Origin of the sequence: Methanospirillum lacunae, from assembly GCF_003173355.1 — an archaeon.
GTDB classification, from domain to species: Archaea; Halobacteriota; Methanomicrobia; order Methanomicrobiales; family Methanospirillaceae; genus Methanospirillum; species Methanospirillum lacunae.
Genome location: NZ_QGMY01000002.1, coordinates 504,570 through 528,883 on the forward strand (window position 1 = coordinate 504,570; position 24,314 = coordinate 528,883).

Here is a 24,314-nt window from a genome sequence, read left to right on the forward strand (position 1 = left end):
GCTATCAGCGATATGATAATCATTGATGAATCTAATCAACATATACAACTGAACTGAAATGAGTGCATTCCAGGAAGGTATTAGATTATATAAAGAAGGACGGTATGCTGAAGCAGTTGAGAAATTGCATGCAGTTACTAGTGTAGAGCACACCAACCATAAAGCCTGGAATGCTCTTGGTGTAGCTTTGTCTAAAACGGGAGATATTGACCAGTCTGTGATCTGTTTTGAGAATGCTCTTCAGTTAGATGGTGCTAATAAAACGTATCTAAAAAACCTTGATCGAGCAAAGGTTAAGCGGTTTGAGGGAATCAGGATACATCCTTTGGTTGAGGACAAATCAGGAGGCTCAAAAGAAATTATTGGGTTTTCTTCTCAAACCATATTAGATAAGGGGCAGATACAGACAATTGAATCTGTACCATCAATAATGCAGACGCCAAATCCTATATCTTCAAGTTCTGTGTTTTCTAATTTAAGTAATAACGAAGATCAGGCAAAAGAATTCATGGATAGAGCCCTTTCTCTCTTTGGACAGGCATCATATCATGAGATGCCTGATATGATGCAGGAAACCTTATCCTATGTTGAAAAGGCAATATCAATCAAACCTGATTATTATGACGCTTGGCAATTGAAAGTCTCCATTTTGATTTCTACTGGATTGAATCATGTAGAGGATCTGGTTGATGCACTTGATGCATGTGAACATGCTCTTGCTATAAAACCAGATCAGGCAGCTATGTGGTATAACAAGGCCGGGATACTTGAAAGTCTTGGGCGGTATGATGAAGCAATTTCAGCATATGACAAGTCATATTTGAACTCTTCAGATGAACCCTTGAGACTCGGCCTTATATTGATGAAGAAAGGTGCCATACTTGAGGCCACAGATCAGAGTGCTCAAGCAGTAGAGGTATATGAGCAGGTCCCTGTTCATGATCGCTTTTTTGGGGACGCAATGGAAAAGAAGGCTGAGTTCCTTATGAATTCAGGCGAGAATGATTTGGCACTTTCAACTTTGAGAACTGCAGGTATGAGCTACCTGAAAGTACATCAATATGAAAAAGCGATTCATGTCTTTGATTACCTTCTTACTATCAACCAAAATGATGCCGAAATATCATATAATAAAGGTATAACTCTGCTTGCTCTTAATGAAAGGAATCAATCTAAAGATTTACTTGAGGATGCACTTCGTTATTTTGATATTGCAGTTCAGGCCCAACCCGATAATATGAGTTACCTTATCCAGAAAGGTCGTTGTCTTCTGGATCTTGGAAGGTTTGAGGAAGGTCTACAGTACCTTGACCGTGCCTTGTGGATAAACCCTGATGATGGGATTACTCTTATGAATAAGGGGATTGCCCTCTACCAGTTATCTCGTCATGAAGAGGCATTAAGGTACTTTGATTTAGTCTGTTCGCATTATCCTGAACATTCGGCAGCATGGATCATGAAATCACGAATTCATCTTGACTGGAAACAATATGAAACTGCTCTTATGGATATTGAAGAAGCAATAAGGCGGTCAGAGGATGAACCCCGTACTTTTGCTCAAAGAGCGATTATTCTTCGTGCTCTTGGTAGAGAAACGGAGGCTGAAGAGGATGAGAAAAAAGCGCAGAGTCTATTAGAGATGACTCCTGAATAAGTTCAAGGATGACATTACATGACATCTTCGAACATTAGCAGTAAAAGTTCTGATATTATTACATCTGAATTATCTTCTCTCCTTATTTCTGAAGGAGCATCTATTATAGGTATTGCAGATATTCAGGGAATTAATGAAAATCCATTCCCTGATTTACCTGTTGCAGTATCTATCGGTTGTCAACTAACCCCTACTGTCATCTCGATGATAAACCATGGTCCAACTGAAGCATATATCCAAGAATATAATCGTGTTAATCAGAAATTATTGAATTTCGCAGATATTTGTATAAGGTATATCAAAAAAGAAGGATTCAGGGCTGTAACTGTTGAACCAACCCCTTCGCAGGTCTATCTGAACCATCTATATGATACATTTTCACATAAGACTGCGGCAACTCGTGCTGGTATTGGATGGATAGGGAAGTGTGCACTACTTGTAACCCGAACGTGGGGGTCAGCCATCAGACTTACTACTGTCTTTTCGGATGCTCCATTAAAGATCGGACAACCAGTTGTTCAATCAGAATGTGGGGAATGCACTATTTGTACTAATTTATGTCCCGCATCGGCCCCATCTGGTAAAAACTGGAATCCTGGATTAATCCGTGATGAGTTCTGGGATGCCAATGCCTGTTTTCTTCAGTGTGAGAAAACACAGAAGAATCGTCAGATGAGTGCACAGGTATGTGGGATATGTATCTCTATATGTCCTTATACACAACGTTTTATTAAGGATTCTTCCTGAAGATCTTGCTCAAATGATACAGGTTTAGGGCTCTGGTTTTTTACAGGTTTTCTTTTGTATAGGGCAACCATGGCTTGTCAGATACTCAGCACCCCATACACAGAGTGAGTCTAGAACCGGCACAACTGATTTTCCGAGAGGTGCCAATGCATATTCAACGCGTGGAGGGACTTCAGGATATACGGTTCTCGTAATCACAGCGTCCTCTTCAAGTTCACGCAGTTGTTTAGTCATCATCCTGGGGGTGACCATGGGAAGACGGTCCATTAACTCTGTAAACCGCAGAGTTCCGGATTTAAGCTGCCAAATGATAAGTGCTTTCCATTTTCCACCAATAACCACAAGTGCAGCCTCAACCGGGCAGTGATATCCGTTTAATTTCTGGTTCATAATGTAAGTAGAGTTACTTACTATACATTCTGTATCTATAATTTATTAATATAGTCACTATTCTAGATATAGTGTTAGATCTATGAATGGAAAAACTGGTTTAGAAAAAAATAAAGGCTTTGTCTTCTTTGCGTCGACAGGAATTTTGAATTCATTACATATGGGAGTACCGGTATGCCTGTGATATCTGTTGAGATTGGTCCTCTTACTTCTGAAGTGAAAGAAGAACTCATAAAAACACTTACAAAAACCGCTTCCTCAATAACAAAGATTCCTGAAAGTAGTTTTATTGTTCTTGTGAAAGAATACCCCGCAGATGCTATTGGGGTTGGAGGGATTCCACTCTCTAAACGGTGATGAAATGGTATCTGTTCCTATTTTTGTTGGAAGTCCACGAAAGGGGAATACTCTCATCCTTGCATTAGAAGCCGAAAAAGCACTTCGCAGTAAGGGAATCTCAACTGAAATAATTATGCTCAATGATCTCTCTATTATGGGGTGTCAGGCCTGCTATTCATGTAAACAGAAGGGTAATTATTCCTGTTTACTTCAGGATGATATGCAAAGAATTTATAATCTCATCGAAAATGCTGATGGTGCCATCCTGGCGACACCAATATACTTTGGTGGTGTTACAGCTCAAACAAAACTCTGGCTTGATCGTCTTTTTCCATACTTAAGTATGGATCTTGGGAGTCTTCTTCCAAGGAAGATTCCATTGGCATGTATCTACACTCAAAATCAACCAGACCCCTCCTATTTTACCGGTGCTATGAAATCCTTTGAATTTGCTCTGGGACTTATTGGGTTTTCATTAAAGAACCGGGTTATTGGTTATGATCTTGATACTGGAATTAAACCAATGGCAACCGAGTACCCTGAACTTATGAAAAAAGCCTGGCAAGCAGGCAACGATCTTATCTCATGATTTTGCGTGTTAAATTTTACAGATGATGAATGTGACTGACATTAGAATTAATACAAATTTCTGTAACGGGTGTGCGATATGTGCCGGTGTATGCGCATATGGTATTCTTGATCTTGGATCTGAAAAAAAGGCAATGGTTAAGCCAGGGGCTGAAAAATTCTGTAGTAACTGCGGTCTGTGTGAAGCGATCTGTCCTAAAGGGGCAATACAGGTAAACTACGAGAATGCAGGACGAGTACCTGATTTTTCCACCGAGAGGTGTCCAACTACTAGAGAGATGGGATTACTCATAACCACTCGCAGGTCTGTTCGGGACTATAAAAAAATGTCAGTTCCTAAGGAAATATTTGAAGAAATCTTTGACATTATCAGGTATGCTCCGACCGGGATGAATGGTCAATCAGTTCACTGGATAGTGATATCTGAACCTGATGAAGTTGCTGCTCTGGTTTCAAGAGTTATAGATTGGGCTCGAATGGTTATCAAAACACAGCCTGAATCAGTGATTGCCCCTATTCTTCCGGTATTTGTCAGTGCCTATGATCAGGGAATTGACAAGATTTGCCATGGGGCCCCTCATGTGGTAATAGCCCATAGCCCTGCTGAAAACCCAGTAGGATTTGTTGACGCCATAATTGCAATGACTCATCTGGATCTTATAGCCCCATCATTTGGATTAGGAACCTGTTGGGCTGGAATCGTTCAGGGAGCCCTAGCAACATCACCTACAATTAGGGAGAGCATAGGAATCCCGGAGAATCATGCACCCCACTATGCAATGATGATTGGGTACCCAAAGTACACCTTCAAGAGAGCACCAAAGCGCAACTCTCCAAAGATTACCTGGAAATAACATATTTTCAATCATCCCACCAGAATATAATATTAAAAAAAACTGCTAATTCTGGAATAATATTCTTCCCTTTTTAATAACCCTTTAGTTTTTTATTCAATCAAAACAGTTTTCAGGTAAGCAGCATTGCCTCAAATGGTGAATAAATTTCATTCATCTCTTGTTGAGGAAATTACTACAAACCTTTCTCCAGTATATTTATCCTTGGAATTGACGTCTGTAATCAATAAGTGGATAGACGATAGAATGGGATTATTACCCAAATTACTGGAAGAAATTTGCCATGTATAAAGAATCTGGTCTATCAAGATATATATCACGCCATTCTACTCATTGTTCATGTGTATAACCTGCGTATATTTGGTGAAGAAAATTGTTGCATTCTAACATCAAGGGATTGGTACGCTCATGAAGAATGGGAAAATGAATGATAAGATTCTGTTAGTTAGTTCTCTTGTCGATCCGGCAGGCAGTCTGATTCACGAGGAGATCCGACGCATCCTATATGAGAATCCTGTACTTCAAGAACAATATCAACACAGACAATTTGATGAACGACTGATTTACATTGAACCATCTTCGCTCACAACCGATGCAGATCTCATCATCTTTCTCTCTCGTCATGCGAGTAAGGAGCCGCGATCAGTTCTTACGGTTCATGTTACTGGAAATTTCGGGAATGCTGTTTTCGGAGGAAATCCTGGAACTCTTACTCCTGCGGCAACAGACATGATGCATGCGATATTGAATCGTCTTGCGAAAGAAGTACCGGAGGGATATGAAGTTACCTACGAGGCGACTCATCATGGTCCGACATCTCTTTCGATACCTTCCTGTTTTGTAGAGATGGGAAGCACAGAGAGGGAATGGAAGGATCGAAATGCTGCAACAGCTATAGCCCGTGCTGTTATCGAAGCTGAACCTGAAGGTGTAATTTCTCTCGTTGGGTTTGGAGGAACTCATTATGCTCAGCGCCAAACCGAGATTACTCTCACTACAAGGGGTGGATTTGGGCATATCATGCCAACCAGAGATCTTGTTTATCTCAACCAAGCCATGTTTGATGAGATGGTCTCATCGTCTGGGGCAGAAGCAATCTACATAGATCGAAAATCTGTAACACGCGATGATATAGAACGAATTGAAGAGTATGCTTCAAAACGGGATATATTGATTGTGGGGCAGTCAGATCTGCAGAATATGATATACATTTCCCTTTCAGATTACCGGCACATAAAGAGGCTTACTGAAGAGAGCCTAGCCGGTTCTGGGATTACAATACATGGAAAGATCCAGGGATCTGATCTAACTCCAATAACAATACCTTCGGATCTCCTTTTTGAAGCAACAAAAACAGACCCCGAGGAATTTACGGCTGGAATAAAATCGCTTCCAATAATCCATCTATCAGGGAAAGGTATTGCTTTTTATCCCACATTCATTACCAATCAGGAAAATGCCCTCCGGATTACGAATGAATTAATACATCTCTGCGTATCAATCTTACATAGAAACTGTATCTGCAGATTTGATGGGGACTGTCTAATCATCACCAAAGAAAAGTTTGATCCAGGAAAGGCAGCATCTCTTGGCATTCCGCCCGGCCCATTGTTTGGAAGACTCATGGCCGGCGAGGTGGTGTTGCACGAGGGCAGGGAAATAACTCCTTCGATGGTGAAGAGGATGACAGAAAAGAAGATCTGCATTCCGGGATGGGGCACATGATGAGATCTATTGTCGAAGAGGCATTAAACAGGGCGAAAACAGAGAGCCAGCCACCGCAGAATAACAGCGATCTGGATGCTGTTCTCAAGTCCATGATGACAAAAATAGCTGTCATCGGATGTGGGGGGGGAGGATCCAATACCATAAGCAGGATGCACGACGAAGGGATTACTGGAACCACTCTCTATGCAGTAAATACTGATGCCATGCATCTTGCAACTGTCCGTGCGGATCACCGGATTCTCATTGGAAGACAACGAACCCGTGGTCTTGGAGCAGGATCCTATCCTCAAGTGGGTGAGGAGGCAGCATTAGAGAGTGAGCATGAGATCCACCGAGCTGTTGATAATGCAGACATGGTTTTCATCACGGCAGGGCTTGGAGGGGGAACCGGCACCGGTTGTGCACCTGTTGTTGCCAAGGCAGCACATGAAGAAGGAGCCCTGACCATTGCGGTTGTAACCCTTCCATTCACAGCTGAAGGAGCTATTAGATCAGAGAATGCGGAATCCGGCCTTGAACGTCTCCGTGAAGTAGCGGACACTGTGATTGTGGTGCCAAATGATCGGCTCATAGAGGTGGTGCCGAAATTACCACTATCAGCAGCATTTAAGGTTGCAGACGAAGTCCTGATGCGTGCAGTGAAAGGTATAACCGAGTTAATCACTGTCCCGGGACTTGTAAACCTTGACTTTGCTGATATCAGGGCAGTCATGGAAAAGGGAGGGGTTGCCATGATTGGAATGGGTGAGAGTGATGCCACAGATAAGGCAGCAGATTCTGTGCGCAAGGCCATCAGATCCCCTCTCCTGGACATAGATATATCTGGCGCGACGTCTGCTCTTGTAAATGTTACCGGGGGTCCAGACATGACAATGGCAGAGGCAGAAGGGGTTGTTGAAGAGGTGTATAACCTGATTGACCCAGATGCACGTATCATCTGGGGAGCTCAGATCGATCCGACTATGCAGGGTTCAATCCGTACCCTCCTGATTTTAACAGGTGTTCGGTCGCCACAAATATATGGAAGAAATGAGAAAAGTAACCCGAAATTTCAGAGACACTTTGAGATAGACTTTCTGAAGTGATATCATATGGAAACCCCTAAGATCAATCTAAACCTGAATGAAGAACTCTTTCGCAAATATTGGCGGGTTCTTAAACTGGCACGCTTCCCAAAGCGTGATGAATATACAAAAATTGCCCTCGTGGCAGCAGCCGGTGTGCTGATTGTCGGAATGATCGGTTTCATTGTATACCTGCTCTTTGTATACCTTCCGAAGTGATCATGGAGACTGAACCCCGCCTCACCCGAATCTACGCTGTCAAAACGACAAACCGGGCTGAGCGTAGCGTAGCAGACAACATCGACAAGGCAGTCCGGGATGTCCACAATACGATTAAAGTTATGTCAGTCATCGCACCAGATGAATTGAAAGGATATGTCCTTGTCGAAACTACTGAACCTCTTGCGCGTGTTCAGGAACTGATGGAACAGGTTCCAAGTGCGCGTACCGTCCTGCCAGGAGCAACTTCTCTGGAAGAGGTTGGACATTATCTCACACCAAAACCGGCAGTCAGCGGAATTGATGAAGGCACTATCGTTGAACTTATCGCAGGCCCGTTCAAGGGCGAAAAAGCGGTTGTTAAACGTGTTGACGCTTCAAAAGAGGAAATTACTGTTGAGCTGTACGAGAGTGTTCTTCCAATTCCAATCACGGTCAGAGGCGATCACGTCAGAATAATTGACCGTGGCGAGGATGATTAACGTCATCCATTTTTTCTGAAACTCGCAAAGTATTTTTATTCTTATCCTTCGACCTTTATGAACCCAAAAGGGCATACCATGCCCCATCAGGGTGATAACAATGGCAGATGTGGTCGAGGTACTAGTACCCGGTGGAAAAGCTACTGCAGGTCCGCCACTCGGACCGGCACTAGGTCCCCTCGGTATCAATGTCAAAGCTGTTGTTGACGAGATCAACAAGAAAACTGCAACCTTCAATGGGATGCAGGTTCCTGTCCGTGTAGAGGTGGATGCGAAGAAGAACTTCACCATCTCAGTCGGTATCCCGCCAACAACCGCCCTCATTATGAAAGAGGCAGGCATTGAGAAGGGTTCAGGAGAACCCAATACCAAAATTGTGGGGAATATTCCACTGGAGGCCGCTGTCACGATTGCCAACATGAAACTCGAATCCATGCTTTCATATGATCTCAAGAACGCCGTAAAGGAAGTTGTTGGGACCTGTGTTAGTCTTGGTGTCACAGTTTCAGGCAAAAAGCCCAAAGATGTCATAGCTGAGATCAACACGGGCGTTCATGACGCGGTTCTCAAGGGATAGGTTCGCTATTAGCCATAGAAGATCGTGCTAAAATTCACGGTCGCAGAACTATGGAGGAACGTAATGGTAGAGAAGAGCGTCATAATTGACGCGATACAGAAGGCTAAGGAGTCGGCTCCTGAACGGAAGTTCACTGAGAGTGTCGATATTACTATCAACCTGAAGAATATCGATATGTCTCAACCGAAAAACCGTATTGACGAGACAATTCTCCTTCCTCATGGAAATGGCAGCAGAGCCAAGATCTCTGTCCTTGGTAGCGGTGATATCGTTACCCAGGCAAGAGATGCAGGTGCAGAGCTGATCATGGGCCCTGACGAGATCGAAAGACTCGGTGGAGAGCCCCGTGAGGCAAGAAAGGTTGCATCTGACTATCGGTTCTTCCTTGCAGAGACAAAGGTAATGGCCCTTGTCGGTCGCTGGCTCGGTCCACGGCTCGGTCCAAGGGGTAAAATGCCACAGCCAGTTCCGGACGGAGTAGATATCCGCCCGATTGTCGAGCGTCTACGCAACTCTGTACGGGTTCGTACAAAAGACAAGATGGCTTTCTCACTGAAGGTCGGAACAACGGCAATGTCTGACGAACAGATTAGCGAAAATATCGATGCGGTACTCAAACGTGTTCTGGATAAACTTGAATCAGGTGAATTCCAGGTACGCTCGGTCTATGTCAAGACTACAATGGGTCCGGCAGTTAAGGTGATGTAAGAATGCCACTGTATACTGCCCACCTTCCCAAATGGAAGAAAGACGAGATCTCCGAGATCAAAAGACTCTCGGAAGAGTACAAGCTTATGGGCCTCGTCGATATGTATGGTATTCCAGCACGTCAGGTGCAGGATATCAGACGCAATCTGAAGGGCAAGGCAGAACTTCGGATGACGAGAAACACCCTGATCGAACACGCCCTTGGAGAAATCGGCGGGGAGATCAAGGATCTCGGTGGCAAACTTGACGGACACTCTGCACTCATCTTCACAAATGAGAATCCTTTCAAGCTTTACAGTATGCTTGAAAAGACCAAGACGAAGATGGCAGCACGTCCCGGTGAGCTTGCACCAACCGATATCGTTGTCGAGAAAGGACCAACCAGTTTCAAGCCAGGTCCGATCGTAGGAGAACTCCAGCAGGCAGGTATCCCTGCAGCCATAGAGGCAGGCAAGGTTACTATCCGAGAGACCAAGACGGTCGTCAAGGAAGGCCAGGAGATATCAAAGAAACTTGCAGACGCTCTTGCCAAGCTGGATGTCAAACCGATGGATGTCGGTCTGCTTCTGCAGGCAGCCTTCTTTGAAGGTACAGTCTACGAGTCTGATGTCCTCGCGATCGACGAGGTTGCGTTCTACAACAACATCATTACCGCTGCGAAACAGGCATTCAATCTTTCACTCAATGCTGCGATCCCGACAAAGGATACTGCATCTGACCTGCTTACCAAGGCAGTACGTGAGGCACGCAATGTTGTAGTTGAAGCTGCTGTCGTCAGCAGTGATGTTATGGATGCAATCATCGGAAAGGCACAGTCACAGGCAATGGCACTACAATCTGTGGTTGAATGAAACTGAGTAAAAACGTCATACGCAAATAATTATAGGTGAACATAAATGGAGTATATCTACGCTGCACTCCTCCTGCACAAGGCAGGTAAGGAAGTCAACGAATCCGCAGTTCAGGCAGTTCTCTCTGCCGCTGGTATCGCAGTTAACGAATCCCGTGTAAAGGCACTGGTTGCAGCCCTTGATGGCGTCGACATCGAGGATGCTATCAGCAAGGCAGCAGTTGCACCGGTTGCAGTTGCAGCAGCAGCAGCTCCTGCAGCAGGCGCAGCCCCCGCTGCAGCAGCAGAAGAACCAAAAGAAGATAAGAAGGCAGAGGAAGAGAGCGGTATGGCAGGGCTTGGTGCCCTGTTCGGGTAATCCCCTCTCCTTTTCCTGATACGTATCAATTCTGTTTTCAAGTTTTATTTCTAGTAAGTAGTTTCTGCTTTGAAGATTCTGTTTAAGCAGTTAATCGCATGTCGATAATTATGTTTAAAAAAAGGTTAGTTATTATGCACTTGCCGGTTTTGTAAGTTTTTCTCTGAGTTCTGATCCAAACAACGGGCTTTGAAGTTCAGGTCTTGCCATCATAGTTTTAATGTATTCTTCTTTCGCAGATTCAAACTGTGCATCGCTCATACCTGCTTTTTTCTGGTTCATGCAATTTCGCAGATCATAGAATGCATAACGACCGTCACTACTTATCAATGGCTTTGTTCCGGTGAGAGTAGTTATGGAATTTTCAGTTTTTGCTCCTCCGTCTGCATATCCGTATCCATCAACAAGAAGGCCAGTAAAGCCGGTGGCATAAAGATGACCCATCATATCTTCTGGGTTTGAAGCACAAACCGCAGTTTGCCAGTTGTCCCAGAATCTCCCTTTCATCGTTGGATAACTCCATTTCAGGGTATGTGTGTGGAGATAGGGTTTGAGACTGTCTAGTCCTTTGATCTTTCCCGGAGGATTGGAGTTTGGAAATCCACCGATATCAGGGAGAATAAAAATTGATGACCCTGCTGGCATTTCTGCTTCTATCTGGGCAAAGTAGTCTGCCTGCATCTGAAACTCCTTCTCGCGGTCAGATCCGGGAGTAAGGGCGTATCCTGCAGGTACCTGATCAAATATTCCAAATGTCAGAAGAACAAGAAGCAGGATAAGAAAAATCGGACAGAAAAGTGGTTTTGTCCTGTATTGTTCAAACAGAAGTTGGAGGAATAATAATACTGTCAGAATTGCAAAGAAGGCTATATAGAGGCTGATGCGGTTATATGAGTGTATATCAGGGAAGACCTGGGCTATAATTGCAGATATTCCACCGATAGTTCCGATGAGTATCGATGCGAAGGTAAGCAGAGAAAGATGATCCATAAGAGGAGATCTCTTATCAAGACGTGCCTGGATGTAAGGGAATCCTCTGATAAAGATCCAGCCAAGCAGAATAATAAGACCGATACTACCTATTATTCCAAGTGAGGCACTGACATTTTCATTTACAAGAGGTCTGTATAGCGTATATTTCTGTGCGATATCGGCAAGGAAGGGTATCCGGTTCCCCTGGGCCGGAAGCAATAATTGAATCAGTTTCAATCCCCATGTTTCAGATTCAAATGCATAACGGTATGACATCACGAAAGATGGTCCGTTGAAAAGTCCGTATATGAGGGATGGAAGTTTATTGAGAAGGATACCAGCAATAAGAATGATGCCCGCTATTGCCCCATTGAAAAAGTCAGATCTCTGAAAAGTTCTTGAGTATGCCCAGAGGACAGCAACGGCGAGAAGTAGCAAGCCAAAGTATCCATAATATGAATGGGTTGAAGTGATGAGAAGAATTACTGCTGCGATAAGACCCTTATGGGTAAGAGTAAATCCTGACAATAACCTGGAATTCCCCTTACGGTAGAACAGGGATTCATTCTGACATATCCAGAGAATTACCAGCACCATCAGAGGCACCATGTAATAAGAAACCAGGTTGTAGTGAATGATTCTAAAGAAGTGATAATAAAGGAATGAAAAAATCAGACCCCCAAAAACCGCGATAGGATATGCAATTTTGAGTTGTCTGAAAACATACAGTGAACACAATGCAGTCAGGAAAAAACCTAAAATGTAATATACATTCATTACCACGGCATAATTGCCTGAAAAGAGACTGATGATCTTCATGATCAGGAGATCGAGGTTGCTCCCAATTGCATAATCATACATCTCTAAGGTGCCTGGTGCCCCGGTCATTGGATTTTCAAGCCACCAGCCATTCTCGATTGTGGTTTTTACGAGAAGATTGTACTCAAGACCATCACCATCATATGTGTACGGAACATCTAGTCGTGCTCCATTTAGCAATCCAAGAGTCCAAATGAGGTAAATTGCACATAGAATGATCAGGATTGCTGACCAGATAACCTGCGTGCGTGTAATAGAAGACAGGGGATTATTTTTCACGTGTTTCCCACCGTATTAAAAGAATTGTTAGCCGTAGGCTTTCATATAGCCTTTGATCTGGCTAGATAACTCCTAAAATGATATCATCTGTTCTCTGATTAATAAATATTTGATAGATATTATCTGATACAGACAGGATGTAGGGTTTTCAATCTCATTTTACAGTCATCACAGAGCCAGGTTTTTTTGTGATCGAGGTCGTCAAGACATTCGGGGTTTGCCATTACACATCGCTCATCCTGGCAGTGCTCCAGACCGAGAAGGTGTCCTATTTCATGGGCCCCTTCAGTAATAATCCGGTTACCTAAGGCTTTCTCATCTGATGGAAGGTCCCAGAATTCATTTCTTAACCGAGCTGCAGATACTACTGCTGATCCAGTTCTGGGACGTGCTAGTCCGAAGATATACAGTGATGCCGGCTTGAAGATGTCATCGCTGATTACGAGCAGCAATGGCGATTCAATATTATTCCTTCGCTTATAGGTATCAATACAGGAAAGGATAGCGGTTGCATCAAACTGATGTCTGTTGATAGAAAATCCATTATATAATAGAGGATTGGTAAATACCTGCACTGGAATATCCAGAACCTGAGATATAGTGCGTGATACCGGGATCTCAAGACCCTGTGGTGCTCCCCGATCCCAGAATATTTGGATATCCATTCCCAATACTCTGAGTAATGAGTGGGTATAAACATATTGAGACGCTTATTGCCCGGTATATTGCTGGAAGATACCACTCTGTGCTGGAGATTGGGACAGGACACAATACCCATGCTGCTGAATTAATCCAGCGTTCAGGGATATCAGTAACCTGTAGTGATCTTTCAATTCCCCAGGGATTACTTTTAGTTCCCTACGTAATTTTTGATGTAGGTTCACCTGATAACAAAATCTTTTTTGTCGAATGTATACTTGCTATCAGGCCAATTGAAGAGATGATGTCATCACTTATTTTATATGCACAGCGATGTGGTGCTGATCTTCTGGTGTATCATCTTGGGTTTGAAGGGTATTCACACCCTCACCAGATTATCAACTGCGGAGTTTCACTCTGCCAGTATGTCACCCGCCAAAATTGAATAGAGTTGACTGTGACCGATTCTTCTCTGCTTTGCTACTTTTTTCATCTGGATTTATTTCTGTCTCTTGTTTTTCCTGGTGATCTGCGGTTGGTGAATCGGTTTTTACTTCTTTAGAAGGAGCGGGAAGGGATCTTTGCTTTTCTGCAACTTTTCTGGATTTTTGTGCTGCTTTAGCCTCTTCTTTTTCCCGCTTTTTGAGCTCCTTTTCTATCTCTTTCTTGCGATCTTCTATCTTCTTAATAATTGATTTAGCGATATCAGAATCCTGAATCAGAAGATCAAGTTGATCTGTATCAAGTGAGAACTCTTCGGCATATTCTTCTGCATTGTGCTCCGCGAGAAGAGAGATTGGCATCAAGTACCCGCTTCGTACTGTACCTGCAGCCATATGCATAGTCCTCCCAAGCCGGGAAAGAAGTTGTTCACGCGCTGACTTCTGTCTTTTTGCCGTGGACATTCTTCTCCAGCGGTCTGGTGGCATGATCTTCATGAAACCGCCGGTTCCAAAAGCTGCATCATTCACCCCAAGAAGCATTGTAGCCGTAGCATACCGCCAGAGAGTATAATACTGGGTTTTATAGGTTCTACCCAAGTACTCATCTGCCCTCGATACTGCCTGGTACGCTTTGCATATTGCGCCCTGATCCTTCATGAGTCCGATATTCCCTTCAATCCATTGTAGTTCTGTGTCTGGTGTTTCGTCTACTTCAAATGCAATATCAGTCAGAGGGCGAGTGGGGTTTTTATGAAGAGTAGCAGCGACCAGATCAAATATTGTGGATCTGTTGTCTTTGCGTGATGTCGATAGGTCATCAGACAGGAGCTCTGATCGGCCTATGGTTGCTGCATAGAGCATGGTGACTGCAGACCTGATGTCACCTCCTGATCTGCCTGAAATATCATCCAATGCTGAAATATCGCAGGTAATACCTTCTTCTATACAGATCTCTTTCAGCCTGGGTGTAATAGTCCTTGCCTGAGCAGCCCTGAATTGGACTTTCATGCATAAAGTTCTGATAGCGGCATCAAGGCCATAGAGGTCGTTGGCGATAAGAACAATCGGCTGACTGGCTTTTTTGATGACATCAACAATAGCTCGTGCCCCTCCCCGGTCTGCGTTTCCCTGCAGGTTATCAGCCTCGTCAAGAAGGATTAGTTTTCGACCTGAACCCAGCAGGGATCCAGTACTTGCACTTGTTCCTGCAACACGTTCAATAACCGATTTTGTCCGCTGATCACTCGCGTTCAGCTCTACGACATCCCAGTTCATGTCAGTGGCAAGTGCATTTGCAGCTGATGTTTTTCCTATTCCTGGTTTCCCATACAGGAGCAGAGGTTCAGAGTCTGTGGTCCAGTTCTGCGCCCAGGTGAGCATCTGTCGTATCGATTCCTTATTTCCTACCAGGTCAGTTAGATGCCTAGGACGATATTTCTCTGCCCAGTCCATTCCTGATCCATTCAGCATGGCACCAGATAAACCGCTCCTCACTGTGTTTGATATCTTGAATAATTGTCTGGTTTCATAATTGCATTATCAACCATTTCTTGAAGAAACATGCTAGTATCAGACAGTTTATGTCAGATGAGACAGAAACGGGAAAGAGAGCTTAGATGCCATGGGAGAGCACACCTGTTCCACCGAACTGATTGCTAAAGCGGTTAGGGAGTATGAAGGCGTCAGACGGAAGAGTGAGATCGGGGCGATAGTAAACGATCTGAAACTTGACTGTCCTGGAGTAATTGCTTCATTTGGAGAAGATGCCGCAGTAATTCAAAATAATGGGGATGCCCTTCTCCTGGCTGCAGACGGTATCTGGAGTAAGCTTATGGACGCGGATCCATATTGGGCTGGCTATTGTGCCGTTCTAGTAAATATTCATGATATCGCTGCAATGGGTGGTCGTCCCCTGGCAATGGTAGATGTCTTTTCAATATCATCAGGATCAATTCGTGATGCAGTAATTGCCGGAATGCGTGATGCATCAGCCCAGTTTGGTGTTCCGATAGTTGGAGGTCATCTTCATCCTGAAACACCATATAGTGTAATCGATATTGCTATTCTTGGAGTGGCACCGATAAATGGTATCATCTATAGCAGTACTGCACAGGCAGGAGACCTGATTGTTGTAGCAATCGATCTGGAAGGAAGAGTTCACCCCTCTTGTGCTTTGAACTGGGATAGTGCCACACTCAGAACAGCTGAAGAGGTAAGAGCACAGATCCATGTACTTGAGGAACTTGGAACAAGACAACTCGTGACTGCAGGAAAGGATATCTCAAACCCTGGTATCATCGGAACACTTGGAATGCTTCTTGAAGTATCAGGAATGGGAGGAAGAGTAGATCTTTCTGCAATTCCTCGTCCTGATGACTGTCACAATATCCCATTTGAACAGTGGGTTCGAATGTATCCTGGGATGGGCTTTGTGCTAACATTGAGGGAAAAGCATCGTGAGGAGGTTTGTGGTCTCTTTTCTGCTGTCGGGATGACCGCACAGGTTATTGGTAAAGTGAATGATTCAAAAGATCTCCGAATTGTATATAATGATGAGGATACCAGCGTGTTTGATTTTAGCAGTGATATTGGTATTACTAATCTGGGTGCTGAGGAGCGATGCCCCAGGATCTCATAGGTATCGGTGTTTCTGCTGATCCGGAACGGGTTATTCGAAGTATTATAAATTGTAATTTTTCAGACAGGATTGTATGTTATACTGATCCTGATATTGCGGTGCAATTTTCTTTTCCTTGCCTGGTAAGAACATCCGACCAGCCTGGAGAAAAAATGGTATCTGATCTTGTAACTGATCAGATTTCTGCTGCAGTCAGAGGTACCCTTCCTGCCACTCAAACGTTGTCAGCTCTTAAACTTGCATATGGTGTCCGGGAACTTGAAAGGATTGTGCTCCTTGAATCTGCACAATCAAAACGATTTTTCCTTGCCCCGGTTGGTATAGATGAAGGATGGACAATCAGCCAGAAGATCTCACTCATCAACAAAGGGAATAAGATAGCTATTGGAGCTGGCCTCTCAGAAAAGGTAGGTGTTCTATCTGGTGGCCGGTTTGGTGATGCTGGAAGACATCCTGCTGTTGATCGGAGTATGGCAGACGCGGAACTTGTTTCACGATTAACCGGGGCTCGGCATTATGAGATCCTTATCGAAGATGCGATCGCAGAATGTGGACTCATAATAGCTCCTGATGGGATAACGGGAAATTTAATCTTCAGAACGTTGCTCTTTGTCGGGAACGGTGTTTCACATGGGGCACCTGTTGTAAATATCGGTGGTATCTTCGTAGATACTTCGCGCGTCAACCCAGATTACTCGAATGCCCTGAATCTGGCGGCATCTATGTATTATATGCAATTCTCCTGAAAACCTAATGATTAAGGATATTTATAGAAATTTAATTTTATTCGTCTGATTCGCAATCATCAGGTAAGATGGTGAGGAAAATTAAAAAACTTCTGATTATAGAGCCGAAACGCAAAAAAATCAATGCAATCTCGAAATGTTTAAATAGCTATCAAGATACCTTTTTTTGAGGTAGAGGACTATGGCAGACTTACCTATTGCAGCAGTTGTAAGAATTGCAAAGAAGAATGGTGCTGAACGTGTGGGAAGCGACGCAGCTACAGCACTGGTTGAAAAAGCTGAAGAGTACATTGCAACCCTTACCAAAGAAGCCAATCGACTTGCACTACATGCAGGAAGAAAAACAATAAAAGAAGAAGACGTTAAGATGGCAGTAGAGAATGCCTAAGACATCCTCTCTCTTTTAATTGTTTGATTACTGTCCTGACTTCTGCTTAAATGTCAGGCATGGATGGGGATTTCACGGAATTTCCGTGTTTTGTATAATATTATTCAGACTTTTTTCTGCTTTGGATTTTTTTCCGAATAATTAGGAAAAAATTAGAGTATTCCTTTTGTACTTGGTATGTTACCATTTGGATCAATGATCCGGGTAGCTTCGTGAAGAGTCACACCACATGCTTTGAAGAACGCTTCACAGAGATGATGATCAGATCTACCAGAACCTTCCAGATGCAATGTAATGTGTGCTGATGATGTAAGAGTAGTAAAGAAGTGTTCTATCAGGTATGGTTCCAGCACACCTTCTATTGGACCACTAAATACTCCTGAAAAAACGCAGTATGGTCTGCCACTGATATCAGTTGTAACCATCACCCGTGCTTCATCCATTGGGATAATAGCATGGGAGAACCGTCTGATACCTCTGCCATCTCCAATTGCTTCCCGTAACGCTGATCCAAGAACTATGGCTATGTCTTCTATTGTGTGATGTGGTCCGACATTTAGGTCTCCATCTGCCCTGATTGTAAGATCAAACCTTCCATGCCGGCCAAATGATTCGAGCATGTGATCAAAAAATGGTATTCCAGTTTCTATCTGGCAAATCCCGTTGCCATCAAGGTTGAGATCAACTTTTATCTTTGTCTCCCTGGTCTCTCGTGAAATTGATCCAGTCCTCATGATGATGCTCTTAGTGCCTCTTCAAGTGTAATCTTTCCTGAGTAGAGTCCAGAACCAAGAACTATGCCTGCTGCATCACATTGCCTTAATGTGCTGACATCTGAAGGATTAGTAATCCCTCCAGCGACAATAACCGGGACTGTCACTCTACTGGTAAGCAATCTTACTGGTTCTACTTCTATTCCCTTACAGAGCCCTTCCACATTTACATTGGTATAGAGGAGTGATCCTGCCCCTTTTGCAATGAAGAGTTCAGCCCATTTAAGATAATCTCCAGCAGGCCGTTCCCAACCGTTTACAACGATCTGCCCTTGTCTGGCGTCTACTCCAGCCATAATTCGGTTAGATCCATACTCATCAGAAAGAATGGTGAGGCAGTCAGGATCATTCACTGCAAAGGTGCTAATGATTATTCTATCGATTCCGGTGTCGAGCCAGGATCGGGCATCTTCGAGTGAACGGATTCCGCCGCCAAGTTGTATTTCGACCCCTGTTTCTTTGATTACTGTTTTGATCTTTTCTGCATTAATTTCCGAAGAGCCAAATGCCCCATCCAGATTTACAATATGAATAGCTTCTGCTCCTTTAGAGATCCAAGATTGTGCAAAAGTGAGTGGATCTCCATATATGGTTGCAGAATCCTTCTTACCCTGGATTAACTGTACACAGTTCCCTCCAAGGATATCTACTGCTGGAAATACCTTCATGGTTAATGGATTAGTCGCTCTATTGACATGACAAGGATATCTCTGGCACCAGCTTGTTTGACCTTATTGATTAGTTGGTATACTTTTTCTGCATCCACTACAACATGGACTGCTACCATATCCGGACGTGATGCGACTTCCATCACTGTCGGACCACTTAAACCTGGTATGATATCCTTGATCTGATCAAGACCCGATCTCTCCACATTCATCATCAGATAACATTTGCCTCTTGCATTGATGACGCTTTCAAGAGCAAGATGTACCTCATCGATTTTTTCTTTTTTGGATAAGCAGGATTGTTTGTTTCCAATTAGGAATGTACTGGTTTCAAGTACCTTATCGATAACTTCGAGACGGTTCTGCCTAAGTGTGGTTCCTGAACTTGAGAGATCAACGATAGCATCAGATATACCAAGATGGGGTGTTGCTTCACAAGCGCCCCCCACAGGCACTATGATCGGTTTAACTCCATTTTTTTTAAAATATTTTCTGGTAATCGCAGGAAATTCTGTTGATACGCGTTTTCCTTCAAGATCAGTCACAGTTTTGTATGTAGACTTTTCAGGAACTGCAAGAACCACTGTGGCTCTCCCAAAGCCCAGGTTCAGCAGTTCTATTATTTCGGAGCCACGTTCGACAACCATATCATGACCGGTGATTCCAAGATCAGCTACTCCGGTTGCCACATATTCAGGAATGTCGATTGGTCTTGCGTATAGTATCTCAACGTGTGGATCCCTGGTCTTGACAATGAGTGAGCGGTCACTGTTTTCTACGATACCTAGACCCGATTTTTCGATAAGATCCCGGATAGGCTCAGCTATCCGCCCTTTATTAGGTATGGCTAGACGAATAGCATGACTTAGTATCTGAGTATCCTTGTCGTTTGACACGTGGGTTGTATCCATTAGAATGTCTTTAATTCGCCCTTGATCACACGTTCAGTGATTGAGGTGATGTTTTCAAGACCATAGTCGATGATCTCGTACACGTCCTTCTCAATGTCTTTAAGGGTAACCCCTGACTCCGAGATGATCTGCACACTTGCGATAAGAGGCTGGTCAATTGGCATTCCAATCTGGGAGAGAAGCCTGACCTGAATTTCTGATAAACCATCGACCTTTTTTACACATTCGTGAGCGAGATCACTTGAGAGAAGATTATAAATCTTTCCGATATGGTTGATTGGATTCTTTCCAGATGTTGCTTCCATGCTCATCGGTCGGTGTGGGGTAATAAGTCCGTTGGCTCTGTTTCCACGACCTACAGATCCGTCATCACCCATCTCTGCAGATGTCCCGGTTACTGTCAGGAATAAACTACATTCCTTGTCACAGTCTGCGGCATTTATCGAGACCTCAACAGACCTTTTTGTACACTGTTTAGCAATTCTTGTGGCTTCTTCCTGGAGTCTTGACCGGTAGTCGACATATTCTGAAAGTGAAGAGATATATCGGTCCACCATTGCACAACAGAGAGTGAGTTTTATTGCATCACCCTGACGTAGGCCCATGATTTTAATATCCTGACCATATGCCGGGTACTTTGGCCTAAGGGTGTTGTCAATATATGAAGAGATCTCACGTACACAGGTTTCGATCTCTGAAAATGGCGCAAAAGAGACTCCAAATGAGGTATCATTTGCTCTTGGAATAGTCCCTTCTTCGGGTTTGAACACATCACGAAGATCGGTAGACCCGGTTCCCAGACGGACATCCATAGTCACATCCCGGTCAAAATCAAGTTCTGGAAGAATTGTGCGCAGGTAATCCTTTGCTGCCTTAAGTGCAATGGGTTCTGCAGGAATCTTCTCACCATTGAACTCTTTTGTTGCACGACCGTCCAGAAGGATGAAGATCGGTTTTAATATTTTACCGCCACCAAAAGCAGGGAGTGATTCGCCGGCAACGACTTCTCCCTGGTCAGTATTGTGGTGGAGAACACCACCTACCTGATCGATATAGTTCCTGCAGAGAGCCTGACTTATCGATTCAGCAATCCCGTCTGCAATACTATCCGGATGGCCAAGGCATTTCCGTTCTACCAGTTCGATCTGTTGTTGTTCAAGAGGGGTCTGATTTAATATGTCTATGGCGATGTTTCGTTTCATGTCAAACCTCTGATTTTGTAAACGTTATGACCGCTTACCAGTACAGAATAGAGTACTCATTCGTGTTCAGGGAAATAATAGGTTCACCCCAGGCAATGAAGGGAGAACTCAAGTTTTCGGATCTTTGTAAAAAAGGCGCGAAGAACTAAGTTAAGATCATTTTAGAGTATTTATTAAAAATCCGGATTAGTAATTGGATCCTTAATTCCCAAAAATTGTGAATATTATTAAAATTTGAGTATTTCTGCAGGAACTGCAAGTTCAAATCGTGAACACTTTCCCGGAATACCTGTTTCAGATATTCCTATTCCAAATACTCCGAGTTCTTGTTCTGCAAGAAACAAGCCGAAACCATCTCCAGAGCCAAATCCAAGTTCAAAAATTCTCTTCTTCTGTTCTGTAGGAATTCCAATTCCATCATCTTCAATGATTATTATGCCACCAGTTTCGGTTTTTAAAAAAGAGAGTTGAATTTCTGTTGCATTTGTTGCATGGTTTGGTATATTTTCAAGGATTTTTATCAAGGCCTGTTTGAATGTCTTGTCAATGAAGATTTTTAGGTTTTGTTGAATCGTATTCTGAACCGGGAGTCTGCTACACCCGGCTTCACCTATGGCTTCAGTTAAGAGATGGGTTAGTTTAGTCCATTCGAATTCCAACTGCCCAATTTTCTGATATTCTCTGGTGAAAATGAGTTTTTCTCTTATCCTTTCTGCTGCGTTCTGTTCTTTTCCAAAAAAATCCTCTAACATTGGATCTGTTATAAGATCCTGTGATAACTCAAGGTATCCGAGAATCGCAGTCAACTGGTTGAGCATGTCATGACGGATCTTGGAACTTACCATATTCCAGGCATTTGCTCCCTTTCCTAAAAGTCTCCACTCAAGAGGAAGTGTAGATGTCCACAGCAGGCTTCCCGCTGACTCTACTGAACCATTCGGATTATATGTCAGACAGCATTGATCTTCTATCCACTGCACTCCTGCTGGATGATGGATTCGGTACCGCATAGTCACTTCATCTCGCTTCTGCATTACTGCAGCACCCAGTTTCCGTGTGATGAGATCCTTATCTTCTTCCTGGATTACTGTGATGAGATCAAATTCACCATGTGAAGGAATTCCATATTTTTCAGCATTTTCTGAAGTTGAGGTAATTCTCCAGAGATCTGCAGGATTACGGAGTAAAGCTATGACCGGCCCTTTTTGATATAGGTCATCAATAGTATTCATTCTCACTCCGATTCATATTATAGTGGTATAGTTGACTCATCCTATCTATGTTCCTGATTGTTTCAGGGTTAGCCTTTACATCGAAGAAATAGATTCTCTTATGGCATCCCCGATTTGTGGCAAAGATATTCGGCCAATCGGAAATAATCTCTTGTTGATAAGAATCATTGGAATTGCAGGGTGTTCAGCCTCGTAGATTTCCCTGATATAATCAGGTACATTATCATCAAGGAGGGTAATTTGCACAGTAATGTCAAAATCTGGAAAATCTTCTTTTAACTTTGCGCGTAATGCTTCAGTTGCTGGAATCAGTCCATTAGAAGGTTTGCATGCAGAAAGCCCACAACTCCGTTCTTCATCACATGGAAAGGGTGAGCATTCGGAGTCACGGTATCCCACGACCTCAACAGTTACAGATTTCACAGAAATATATAGATCAAAAAGAGAGATAAGTCATGCCGATCTGAATCGGCTAAGAGATGAATATTTCAAAACGATCTTTCTTAGCTTTGCATATAGGACATACTTCGGGTGGGGCATCTCTGGCAGCGAGATACCCACACACTTTGCACCGCCATACCGGGTATGGAAGAGTTTTTTCTTGTCCTGATCCTGGCATCTGTTTTGCCTTTCGTTCACTCCGGGATGGCCTGCGTTCAGGTATTGCAGGAGCACCGGTTCCATCTGCAATTTTCTCACCGGTCAGATACAATCCACAATAACAGGCACCAAACTCTGAGAGATCAGGATCACGATAATCACAAGGGCATATAACGTCCCTGTCATCTTCAATAGTTCCGAATGCAAGGCGGCAAGGGCATGCTTCATATCCATATCTTTCTTTATTGATTAGTAGACCCTCAATGAGACCTTTGGTCATGGAAAGATCAGGGTTCAGGTGATAACCCCCTCGTTCAGCATCCCTGTTTAGTTCCTGATATCTGCGCTCAACATCGGGAATGATCTCAGACCCTGTCATCAGGCGAGTGCCTCCCTAATTTCATCTTCTCTGGCTCCGATAATTGTGTGTGAACCATTAATAACAATCGTTGGAAAAGATCCACGTGGATTGAATTTTTCTACCTCTCTTAAGACGGTATCCATTTCTTCACGGGACAGTTGATCTACATAAAGATAATCGTATGAAACTCCTAATTCATTGAGAAGTTCCCGTGTTCTTCTACAATGACCACAGGTGCTAAGAGCATACAGCATGACCTTTCCTTTGTCTTTTCCTTCAATGTGTATAGGTGTGATGACCATCGGGTTCCCTCATAGCAGTATCATGGCACCATATATTTACTGGTTGGGTCTCTTTGGACCTGATTGCTAATCTGGTTGGTTTATGAATAAAAATTTGATCAGAACCAGGGACCAGAAAACAGATAAAAAACCTTCATTATTAATCTTCTTCGATACTGAAACAACCGGTCTTCCCTCACGTGACCGGAAAGTGAGATCAAACCCGCTTACATGGCCCAGGTTGGTGGAACTGGGTTGGATACTTATGACTGTTGATGGGACTATCCTTGAGGAATTGAGTTTTTTGGTACGGCCTGACGGGTTTGAGATTCCATCAGCTGCCATCAATATTCACGGTATTTCAAATAGTGATGCAGAAATGATGGGATTGCCTGTATCAGATGTTATCAATCGGTTTTATGCATCCGCGCGAAGGGCAGATCTACTTGTCGCTCATAACCTCTCATACGATATTAGAATTATTCTAACTGAACTTATCAGGATGAATAAACGTGACCTCTTCTCTACAATTGAAGGAATCTGTACAATGAAGTCTTCTGCCCGGTTTTGTGGTATCCCTGGAAGGTACGGAAAGGGATTTAAATGGCCTTCGTTAGCAGGTTTATATCATAAATTGTATGACAAGGAACCAGAATCAGCTCACCGTGCTCTTGATGATGCAAGAACTTGTGCAGATTGTTTTTTTGAATTAAAGAAAAGAGGGGTGAAGATGCAGACTGAAGATCTCACAGGCGTGTTTTTCTCAAATAAACTTTGATCTATGAGCGAGATATCCAGTTCTGA

At 43.5% G+C, this 24,314-nt stretch carries 30 protein-coding genes; 18 read left to right on the forward strand and 12 right to left on the reverse strand.

Features of this window, described 5'->3' with window-relative positions; translation table 11 throughout:
• The first annotated feature begins 58 nt into the window (after positions 1 to 58).
• Both DK846_RS02775 and DK846_RS02780 read left to right on the forward strand, forming a co-directional pair.
• Positions 59 to 1,654 (forward strand): tetratricopeptide repeat protein, encoded by a 1,596-nt coding sequence (locus DK846_RS02775; RefSeq protein WP_109967376.1) that lies wholly within the window; start codon positions 59 to 61, stop codon positions 1,652 to 1,654.
• 18 nt (positions 1,655 to 1,672) lie between these two features.
• A complete protein-coding gene (locus tag DK846_RS02780; RefSeq protein ID WP_109967377.1) occupies positions 1,673 to 2,401 on the forward strand; it encodes an epoxyqueuosine reductase in 729 nt (242 codons plus the stop codon).
• 24 nt (positions 2,402 to 2,425) lie between these two features.
• On the opposite strand, the gene DK846_RS02785 is transcribed toward DK846_RS02780, so the two are convergent.
• Entirely contained in the window at positions 2,426 to 2,791 is a 366-nt protein-coding gene (locus DK846_RS02785; RefSeq protein ID WP_109967378.1) for a winged helix-turn-helix transcriptional regulator, read from the reverse strand.
• 174 nt (positions 2,792 to 2,965) lie between these two features.
• Between DK846_RS02785 and dmpI the strand changes: the two genes are divergently transcribed.
• The 11 genes from dmpI (at position 2,966) to rpl12p (ending at position 10,558) form a co-directional block, all read left to right on the forward strand.
• Entirely contained in the window at positions 2,966 to 3,148 is a 183-nt protein-coding gene (gene dmpI, locus DK846_RS02790; protein WP_109967379.1) for a 4-oxalocrotonate tautomerase DmpI, read from the forward strand.
• Between the two features lie 4 nt (positions 3,149 to 3,152).
• Complete coding sequence (locus tag DK846_RS02795) at positions 3,153 to 3,719, forward strand: flavodoxin family protein (RefSeq protein WP_181391581.1); 567 nt, start codon at positions 3,153 to 3,155, stop codon at positions 3,717 to 3,719.
• A 31-nt stretch (positions 3,720 to 3,750) separates the two neighbouring features.
• The gene (locus tag DK846_RS02800) at positions 3,751 to 4,572 is read left to right on the forward strand and encodes a nitroreductase family protein (RefSeq protein ID WP_181391582.1); all 822 of its coding nucleotides are present in this window, start codon (positions 3,751 to 3,753) and stop codon (positions 4,570 to 4,572) included.
• Between the two features lie 423 nt (positions 4,573 to 4,995).
• The gene (locus DK846_RS02805; RefSeq protein ID WP_181391583.1) at positions 4,996 to 6,297 is read left to right on the forward strand and encodes a D-aminoacyl-tRNA deacylase; all 1,302 of its coding nucleotides are present in this window, start codon (positions 4,996 to 4,998) and stop codon (positions 6,295 to 6,297) included.
• A complete protein-coding gene (gene ftsZ, locus DK846_RS02810) occupies positions 6,297 to 7,385 on the forward strand; it encodes a cell division protein FtsZ (protein WP_109967790.1) in 1,089 nt (362 codons plus the stop codon). The genes DK846_RS02805 and ftsZ overlap by 1 nt, the downstream gene beginning before the upstream one ends.
• Before the next feature lie 6 nt (positions 7,386 to 7,391).
• A complete protein-coding gene (locus DK846_RS02815; RefSeq protein ID WP_109967383.1) occupies positions 7,392 to 7,583 on the forward strand; it encodes a protein translocase SEC61 complex subunit gamma in 192 nt (63 codons plus the stop codon).
• A gap of 2 nt (positions 7,584 to 7,585) precedes the next feature.
• A complete protein-coding gene (locus DK846_RS02820; protein ID WP_109967384.1) occupies positions 7,586 to 8,065 on the forward strand; it encodes a transcription elongation factor Spt5 in 480 nt (159 codons plus the stop codon).
• A gap of 100 nt (positions 8,066 to 8,165) precedes the next feature.
• Positions 8,166 to 8,642 carry a 50S ribosomal protein L11 gene (locus DK846_RS02825; RefSeq protein WP_109967385.1) on the forward strand — a complete coding sequence of 159 codons (477 nt, stop codon included), beginning with the start codon at positions 8,166 to 8,168 and terminating at the stop codon, positions 8,640 to 8,642.
• A 63-nt stretch (positions 8,643 to 8,705) separates the two neighbouring features.
• Positions 8,706 to 9,350, forward strand: a complete 645-nt coding sequence (locus DK846_RS02830; RefSeq protein ID WP_109967386.1) for a 50S ribosomal protein L1 — start codon at positions 8,706 to 8,708, stop codon at positions 9,348 to 9,350.
• A gap of 2 nt (positions 9,351 to 9,352) precedes the next feature.
• On the forward strand, positions 9,353 to 10,201 hold the full coding sequence (locus DK846_RS02835; protein ID WP_109967387.1) for a 50S ribosomal protein L10: 849 nt from the start codon (positions 9,353 to 9,355) through the stop codon (positions 10,199 to 10,201).
• A 45-nt stretch (positions 10,202 to 10,246) separates the two neighbouring features.
• Positions 10,247 to 10,558, forward strand: coding sequence for a 50S ribosomal protein P1 (gene rpl12p, locus DK846_RS02840; protein WP_109967388.1), 312 nt, complete (start codon positions 10,247 to 10,249; stop codon positions 10,556 to 10,558).
• 132 nt (positions 10,559 to 10,690) lie between these two features.
• On the opposite strand, the gene DK846_RS02845 is transcribed toward rpl12p, so the two are convergent.
• Both DK846_RS02845 and DK846_RS02850 read right to left on the reverse strand, forming a co-directional pair.
• The gene (locus DK846_RS02845; RefSeq protein ID WP_109967389.1) at positions 10,691 to 12,628 is read right to left on the reverse strand and encodes a hypothetical protein; all 1,938 of its coding nucleotides are present in this window, start codon (positions 12,626 to 12,628) and stop codon (positions 10,691 to 10,693) included.
• Between the two features lie 119 nt (positions 12,629 to 12,747).
• Positions 12,748 to 13,293 (reverse strand): archaemetzincin family Zn-dependent metalloprotease, encoded by a 546-nt coding sequence (locus tag DK846_RS02850; protein ID WP_109967390.1) that lies wholly within the window; start codon positions 13,291 to 13,293, stop codon positions 12,748 to 12,750.
• Between the two features lie 17 nt (positions 13,294 to 13,310).
• On the opposite strand from DK846_RS02850, the gene DK846_RS02855 reads away from it, so the two are divergent.
• A complete protein-coding gene (locus DK846_RS02855) occupies positions 13,311 to 13,712 on the forward strand; it encodes a UPF0146 family protein (RefSeq protein WP_109967391.1) in 402 nt (133 codons plus the stop codon).
• On the opposite strand, the gene DK846_RS02860 is transcribed toward DK846_RS02855, so the two are convergent.
• Positions 13,696 to 15,180, reverse strand: a complete 1,485-nt coding sequence (locus DK846_RS02860; protein ID WP_245926435.1) for a replication factor C large subunit — start codon at positions 15,178 to 15,180, stop codon at positions 13,696 to 13,698. The genes DK846_RS02855 and DK846_RS02860 overlap by 17 nt on opposite strands.
• Before the next feature lie 151 nt (positions 15,181 to 15,331).
• Here DK846_RS02860 and DK846_RS02865 point away from each other — a divergent pair, with 151 nt between their 5' ends.
• The 3 genes from DK846_RS02865 to DK846_RS02875 all read left to right on the forward strand — a co-directional run bounded on the left by DK846_RS02865 (position 15,332) and on the right by DK846_RS02875 (position 17,482).
• Positions 15,332 to 16,348, forward strand: a complete 1,017-nt coding sequence (locus DK846_RS02865) for a methanogenesis marker 2 protein (protein ID WP_109967392.1) — start codon at positions 15,332 to 15,334, stop codon at positions 16,346 to 16,348.
• On the forward strand, positions 16,330 to 17,094 hold the full coding sequence (mtxX, locus tag DK846_RS02870) for a methanogenesis marker protein Mmp4/MtxX (RefSeq protein WP_109967393.1): 765 nt from the start codon (positions 16,330 to 16,332) through the stop codon (positions 17,092 to 17,094). Before DK846_RS02865 ends, mtxX begins: the two co-directional genes overlap by 19 nt.
• A gap of 181 nt (positions 17,095 to 17,275) precedes the next feature.
• Positions 17,276 to 17,482, forward strand: coding sequence for a histone family protein (locus DK846_RS02875; RefSeq protein ID WP_109967394.1), 207 nt, complete (start codon positions 17,276 to 17,278; stop codon positions 17,480 to 17,482).
• 152 nt (positions 17,483 to 17,634) lie between these two features.
• Here the strand turns inward: DK846_RS02875 and hisB are convergent, their stop codons facing one another.
• The 8 genes from hisB to DK846_RS02915 all read right to left on the reverse strand — a co-directional run bounded on the left by hisB (position 17,635) and on the right by DK846_RS02915 (position 23,531).
• Positions 17,635 to 18,216 carry an imidazoleglycerol-phosphate dehydratase HisB gene (hisB, locus tag DK846_RS02880; RefSeq protein WP_109967395.1) on the reverse strand — a complete coding sequence of 194 codons (582 nt, stop codon included), beginning with the start codon at positions 18,214 to 18,216 and terminating at the stop codon, positions 17,635 to 17,637.
• Entirely contained in the window at positions 18,213 to 18,923 is a 711-nt protein-coding gene (gene hisA, locus DK846_RS02885; RefSeq protein ID WP_109967396.1) for a 1-(5-phosphoribosyl)-5-[(5-phosphoribosylamino)methylideneamino]imidazole-4-carboxamide isomerase, read from the reverse strand. Before hisA ends, hisB begins: the two co-directional genes overlap by 4 nt.
• A gap of 2 nt (positions 18,924 to 18,925) precedes the next feature.
• Positions 18,926 to 19,834, reverse strand: a complete 909-nt coding sequence (gene hisG, locus DK846_RS02890) for an ATP phosphoribosyltransferase (RefSeq protein ID WP_109967397.1) — start codon at positions 19,832 to 19,834, stop codon at positions 18,926 to 18,928.
• A complete protein-coding gene (locus tag DK846_RS02895) occupies positions 19,834 to 21,036 on the reverse strand; it encodes a methionine adenosyltransferase (protein ID WP_109967398.1) in 1,203 nt (400 codons plus the stop codon). Before DK846_RS02895 ends, hisG begins: the two co-directional genes overlap by 1 nt.
• A gap of 227 nt (positions 21,037 to 21,263) precedes the next feature.
• Complete coding sequence (locus DK846_RS02900; protein WP_109967399.1) at positions 21,264 to 22,268, reverse strand: ATP-binding protein; 1,005 nt, start codon at positions 22,266 to 22,268, stop codon at positions 21,264 to 21,266.
• A 75-nt stretch (positions 22,269 to 22,343) separates the two neighbouring features.
• Complete coding sequence (locus DK846_RS02905) at positions 22,344 to 22,691, reverse strand: hypothetical protein (RefSeq protein WP_109967400.1); 348 nt, start codon at positions 22,689 to 22,691, stop codon at positions 22,344 to 22,346.
• A gap of 49 nt (positions 22,692 to 22,740) precedes the next feature.
• A complete protein-coding gene (locus tag DK846_RS02910) occupies positions 22,741 to 23,247 on the reverse strand; it encodes a ferredoxin-thioredoxin reductase catalytic domain-containing protein (RefSeq protein ID WP_109967401.1) in 507 nt (168 codons plus the stop codon).
• Positions 23,247 to 23,531: a glutaredoxin family protein gene (locus DK846_RS02915; protein ID WP_245926436.1), complete on the reverse strand. Its 285-nt coding sequence runs from the start codon at positions 23,529 to 23,531 to the stop codon at positions 23,247 to 23,249. Before DK846_RS02915 ends, DK846_RS02910 begins: the two co-directional genes overlap by 1 nt.
• Before the next feature lie 82 nt (positions 23,532 to 23,613).
• Here DK846_RS02915 and DK846_RS02920 point away from each other — a divergent pair, with 82 nt between their 5' ends.
• Positions 23,614 to 24,288, forward strand: a complete 675-nt coding sequence (locus tag DK846_RS02920) for a 3'-5' exonuclease (RefSeq protein WP_109967402.1) — start codon at positions 23,614 to 23,616, stop codon at positions 24,286 to 24,288.
• Positions 24,289 to 24,314 lie beyond the last annotated feature (26 nt).